This is a genomic window from Salinisphaera sp. G21_0, assembly GCF_017744115.1.
Lineage (GTDB): Bacteria > Pseudomonadota > Gammaproteobacteria > Pseudomonadales > Endozoicomonadaceae > Endozoicomonas.
The window spans coordinates 1-6,256 of sequence record NZ_JAGHQW010000110.1 but is presented as its reverse complement, the minus strand read 5'-3'; the positions used below and the strand labels follow the sequence as shown (position 1 = coordinate 6,256).

Sequence of the window (6,256 nt, the reverse complement as noted above, 5' to 3'; positions counted from 1 at the left end):
AAAAGAGCTGCCTTATGCGGACACGGTTGAGAAACTGGAGCAGCTTCTACCCTGGGCAGTGAAGGCATCTCAAGAATAAGCTGATCTGGTAGGGTTGGCTATTACGCTGGTTAAATTGGCGCTTACACTGGATAAACATAAAGAGCGAAAGGTTTTTAAAACTGGGGGGACAAAGTCGTACAAGCTTTCTGACAGGTCAAAAAAAAACACATAATCTAATTTTCAACTATTCTTGAGCGTCATTAAGAACAATGATTAAGTATTTTAATCAGGCTGAGTTCCGGGTGATGAATGGACTGGATATAAATGGAACTTTATTGCTTACTTCACTGTTCTTAATGTAGACGACAGTACCAATCCGGAATAGCTTGTCAACAACATTAAAATCTAACTGCTTGTATTGAGGATGTAGATTATGTCAGTTTCATATCACTCGATATGTCAAGCCGATAAACACAATTGTACAGTTTGTCTGAGCACTGTTATACCTTACAGTTTGCCTGTTGAACCAAAAAATATTCACTCCTGGCAAGACAAAGATGTGTTTATCTTAGCTAAATGCAAACACCTGATGCATATGGATTGTTTTCAGAATTGGCAAGAGCACTGCCAGGATCTGTCAAAACGAGACCCGAGCCTTCCGTTAGTAACTAGTTGTCCTACCTGCAAAACGGAAGTTAGGAAGGAGCCGGAGAACAGGATGGTCTATAGTCTTCTTTGTTTGGAGCACTGTGATAAAGCCGAAACTCAGGATCCAAAACCTTCGTTTCTGGAAACACCTGTGCAAATACCCCCCCAGAGTTTGGATGCCGTGAGGCCTTCTATGGACAAGGCGTTAAGTGCAAACAACTTTTCCGCAATGTGGCAACTGAAAAGCCGATACGGGATCACACTCAGTGCCGCTCAATTAAAAGAGCTTTTGTGGCAATCACTACCACCATCTTTCCATTGGTATGTAGCACCCTCTGCCCATAATAAAATTCGAATGGCGCTGGATTTAATGACCCATGATGATGCCTCTAAATGGGTTGTCTGTGATTTTCTGAAGGAAGTACTGAAAAGAGGCCAGTCGGAGACGGTGGTCAAGCTGCTGGTAGACTCACAAATGCTTAGTGAAAACGCACTGAAAGAGACTTTTAATTACTTTATTTCAAAAGGCAGGTTTGATGATGCAAAAGACATTAAAGAGCAATATGATGTCTCTATTAATAGTGTGAAATTGAAGGAAGAACTGGTTAAAGCTTATGAATCAGGATATGAATCAGGAAAAGGTACTTGGGATCTGAAACGCATCTTGAGCCTGTACGACAAAGATAACATGCCTTGCATAGTGACCCTGCGTGACATTTTAAAAACCGTTGCGATGCAGCCACAGGATTACTCCCCGGAGCTTCTTGGTCAGAATCGTAGCAATTTTTTTGACAATTATATGGGGTTTATCAACACGCTGCTGAGCCATGGTGTCAGGGAACAAATTGCTGTTGATGTCGCGATGACAAAAGCCGTCAGTACTCTTTCTCACAAAGGCTTAAAATGGGCTTACGAATTGAAGACCAACTACCAGGCAAAGATAGATCCTGCGAAGCTCAGAGTGGCGATGGATAAGGTTGTAGATCTAAACAAACTTTTCCTGCTTGAACTGATAACTCCTCTGTTCGCCAATGGTAAAGACGCCGAGGCGGCGATTATCGGGTCTCTGGAAAGGCTGGCAAGCAAACCCGATCAGTATTTTGGTGGGTATCGTGATGCAAAACAAACCTTGAAAAAACAACTGGAGAAGTTCGATTGTTGGAGTCTGAAGGCTGTCAATACACTCATTAAAAGAGCTGTTGAGAACAATGATTTTTACTGGGCTGATGAGCTGAACAGAAAATATAATGCATATCTGGACCCTGAGACACTTAAAAATCATATTCTGAAAGAGGTCGATTATGTAAAAAGAAAAAGACACACCCAATCTGATTATCTTGCCGATTTGATCGCCCCCTTACAATTAATCGAACGTGATAATCCTGGTTTGCCCAGTGTCATTCAAGCGGCTGTTGACCAAATATGTGGGATGGAGAATTTTCCCTTGCAGCAATGTATCGTCGATAAGCTGATAAAATTCTCGGACAGCCTACCGGGTTAAATTTTGATATGTAATGGTTTAACAATGGCAGGAATCATGAGCTGTTCCTGCCATACTTAAGTCCCATGTAATAGAAAACTAATATTTATTTTGAGGAAAATACCACCTTTACCTTTTAGACTTGTGAATACATTGTCCGATAACGTTTTACTGAGAAGCTGAGTGTTTTCATAACTCAGCAGCAGGAGCGCATTGTTCAACTTCAGGGATAAAGCTTCTGGAAAACGAAATCACTCGTTCGAAAAAGCTGAATCCAAAGCCGGAGAAAAAGCCCAACCATCATACTAAACGACAAAATACCAAACTGGATAGTCCACCTGTTACTGAATATTTCGTGATCACTCCGGATTCAATTCCCGAGATTGGCTCTGGAAATCGCGAGTGCTGAAAAGTGGTCGTTTAGTGGATCAAATTCGGCTTTTTGAATGCATTCTTGTCAACAGCATAGAAAACTGGCTTCAAAAACTGAGGGTGTAAATTATGTCAGTTTCATATCTCTCGATATGCCATGCTAGAAAACACGAGTGTTCAGTTTGTCTGAACTCCATTACTGATTACCTGTATCCTGATGAAGTATCCAGCCACTCCTGGCGAAATAAATATGTATTTATCTTATCGGGATGTAAGCACCTGATGCACAGGGAATGTTCTGATAACTGGGATAGACACTGCCGGGATCTGTCTGATCGGGACCTGAGCCTGCCGTTTGTTCCTACCTGTCCTGCCTGTAAAACGGAAATATCTGAGGGTAATCTGGCGAAAAACAGGCTGGATTGTGATTTTCCTCTGGATAGTGAAAAAGCCGAAACCAAGGACCCAAAACCATCGTTCCTGGAAACACCTGTGAATACTGCCCCGCTGACCCTGGATGCCGTGAGGATGCTTATGGACGAGGCGGTAAGAAGAAATAACTTTCCTGCAATGTGGCAACTGAAAAGCCGATATGGAATCACACTCAGTGCCGCTCAATTTAAGGACGTTTTATGGCAGACACTGCCACAATCTTTCCATGAGTATGTAATACCCTCTGCTGAAAATAAAATTCGGATGGCGCTGGATTTAATGACCCATGATGATGCCTCTGAGAGGCTTGTTTCTGATTTTTTGCAGGAAGTATTGAAGACAAAAGGCTATCCGGAGGATGTGGTCAACCGACTGGCTGAATCAAAAATACTCAGTGAAAACGCGCAGAAAGAGGCTTTTGACTTCTTTGTTTCAACAGGCAGGTTCGATTATGCACAAGCCATGAAAGAGCAATATGGCATCTCTCTTAATGGTGCGCAATTGAAGGAACAACTGTTTAAAACTTATGAGGCCAAAAAAAACTATCAGTTGCAACGTATCTTGAGTTTATACGATAAAGATAACAAGTCTTGCACAGTGATCCTGCGTGAAGTTTTAAAAACCGTTGCGATGCAACCGCAGGATTACTCTCCGAAGCTTTTTGATCGGAGCTATGGCAATTTTTTTGACAACTATATGATATTTATCAACACACTGCTGAGTCACGGTGTCAGGGATCAAACTGCCGTCAATGCCGCAATGACGAAAGCCGTCAGTACCCTGGGTTCTCACGGTTTAGAGTGGGCAGGCCAGTTGAAGACCAATTACCAGGCAACGATAGATTCCGGAAAGCTCGAAGTGGCGATGGATAGGGCAGTAGATGAACGCCAGTTTTTTCTGCTTGAACTGATCTTCCCTTTGTTTGCCTGTGATGACACCGACACGGCGAATAGCAGGCTTCTGGAAAAGCTGGCAAGCAAGCTTGATCCGCGTTTTTACTACATTTATCGTATGGCCAAAAACGCCTGTCAACAACGGCTGGCAAGCAGCGGTTGTACGAGCCAGAAGGCTATCGATACACTCATAAATAAAGCGATTGAGAACAAAGATATTCCCTGGGCAAGTGAGCTGAACAGCAAATACAATGCTTATCTGGACACAAAGATGTTTAACCATCATATTTTGGATCAGGTCGGTGATTTAAAAAGATGTAAACACACCGATCCTTGCTTTCTTGATGATTTGATCACCTCCTTACGCTTTGTCAAAACCGACAATCCCGATTTGCCCGGTACCATTGAAAGGATGGTTGAACGCATACGCAAGATGGAGAAATTTCCGTTGCAGCAACATGTTGTCGATAAGCTGAGGAGCTTTGCAGAAGACATTCAAACTCCATTGATGGTAAACAATTAAAACACGGTTTTTGTCACTGCTTCCGAGGCACGTTTGGTTTACTATTGAAGGGATCAAGAACTATTCCTGCCATAACTAGGAGGCTGTCCGAGAATAGACTGCCCTACTGCGGTGGCAGCAAATTGGTCTAAAAATTCCGTTTTGTTCGGCAAATAGCCCCGCTATTCACCTCACAAAACGGAATTTTTATCCTCAATTTTCTGCCATCCTCGCTACGGGCGCTATTCTCGGACAGCCTCCTGGGTTGTCGTATAAGTAGAGAGGTACTGGCGGATGGATAACATCAAAAATACATCATTGCTCAGTATTTTGTGTGAACCCGGAGAGCTCACTCTGGCCATTGATAATCCTGCTGATGGCTCGGTGGTGGGCTATATCCCTTTGCAGTCCGAAACAGAGATTGACGAATGTATCAGAAAGTCCCGCCTGGCTCAGAAACTCTGGCAAAAACGACCCGCAAAAGAGCGCTCACATTTTTTGTACCGATGGTATGAACTGGTGATGGAAAATCAGGCTGACCTTGCCCGGTTGATGACCCTTGAGCAGGGTAAACCCCTGGCTGAATCGATGGCTGAGGTGGCCTATGGTGCATCTTTTATCCAGTGGTTTGCAGAAGAAGGAAAGCGGGCATACGGCACGACTATTCCCGCACATACGGAAGACAGGCGACTGATGACCATCAAGCAGCCTGTCGGTGTTGCTGCGGCGATCACCCCATGGAACTTTCCCATTGCCATGATTACCCGTAAGGCGGCACCTGCACTGGCTGCCGGTTGCAGCTTTATTGTCAAGCCTGCCAATCAAACGCCACTCTGTGCCTATGCTGTGGTAGAACTGGCCAGACAGGCGGGTATGCCAGAAGATGTATTGCAGGTTGTTGTGCATCATTCACCGGAAAAGGTCGGTGACATCTTTACCCGTCATCCAATGATCAGAAAGTTATCATTTACCGGTTCTACCCGAGTCGGGCGACAGCTGATCGCCCAGTCGGCTGAAACCATTAAAAATACCTCAATGGAGCTGGGCGGAAATGCCCCGTTTATCGTCTTTGACGATGCGGATATTGATCAGGCCGTACAGGGCGCTATTGCATCAAAGTTCCGTAATGCCGGTCAAACCTGTGTCTGTGCCAACCGGTTTTATGTACACGACGCTATTTATGATCAATTCGTCAGCCGGTTTATTGAGGCTGTAAAAAGTCTCAAGGTTGGCAGTGGGCTGGAAGAGGGTGTCCAGATTGGACCGGTTATTGACGCACTGGCAAAAGAACGCATTCTGCAGAAAATCAATCTTGCTGTCGGGCAGGGGGCAACCATCGCTACGGGGGGGGAATCCCTGGATGGATGTTTTGTTGAGCCTACGGTTCTGACCGATGTTCAGCATTCCATGAGCTTTCTCCGGGAAGAGCTGTTTGGCCCTGTTGCCCCAATAGTGCGATTCAGCAATGATGAACAGCTGATACACCAGGCCAATGATACGGTTTATGGCCTGGCAGCCTATTTTTACAGTCGGGACATTACTCGTATCTGGCAGGTGGCCGAGGCTCTGGAATATGGCATGGTGGGCATTAATGAAGGCATTATTTCCACAGAACTGGCACCTTTTGGGGGAGTTAAACAGTCTGGGTTTGGTCGGGAAGGTGGACAGGAAGGTCTGGAAGAGTACCTGGAAACCAAGTACCTCTGTTTTGGAGGGATTATTTGATAACCGGACTTTTTGCCTGCCTTTCACCACCCCAATCAGGAATATACCGACTCATATAAAATGCCTAAAACTTGAATGATCGCCCGTTGTCTTTCCTTCAAACCGACCACACGTTGTTCCTGATTATTGACCGTTAATACACTAACCCCTTGAAAACAGAAAAACACCCATCTCGCCGTTGGGTTCTGGCAGGGCTTTTTTTTCTGGTTTAAGAATACACGG

The 6,256-nt window shown here is 44.7% G+C and carries 3 protein-coding genes and 1 pseudogene; 3 read left to right on the top strand and 1 reads right to left on the bottom strand.

The genetic code is table 11. The features are described 5' to 3' along the window. Positions 1-700 precede the first annotated feature (700 nt). From J7439_RS24715 to J7439_RS24705, 3 genes are all read left to right on the top strand, one after another. On the top strand, positions 701-2,131 hold the full coding sequence (locus J7439_RS24715) for a hypothetical protein (protein WP_209204718.1): 1,431 nt from the start codon (positions 701-703) through the stop codon (positions 2,129-2,131). A gap of 843 nt (positions 2,132-2,974) precedes the next feature. Next, complete coding sequence (locus J7439_RS24710; protein ID WP_209204717.1) at positions 2,975-4,330, top strand: hypothetical protein; 1,356 nt, start codon at positions 2,975-2,977, stop codon at positions 4,328-4,330. 273 nt (positions 4,331-4,603) lie between these two features. Next, positions 4,604-6,034 carry an NAD-dependent succinate-semialdehyde dehydrogenase gene (locus tag J7439_RS24705; protein ID WP_209204716.1) on the top strand — a complete coding sequence of 477 codons (1,431 nt, stop codon included), beginning with the start codon at positions 4,604-4,606 and terminating at the stop codon, positions 6,032-6,034. Between the two features lie 35 nt (positions 6,035-6,069). On the opposite strand, the pseudogene J7439_RS24700 reads toward J7439_RS24705, so the two are convergent. Next, positions 6,070-6,256: pseudogene (locus tag J7439_RS24700) on the bottom strand (IS1634 family transposase); the annotation flags it as partial.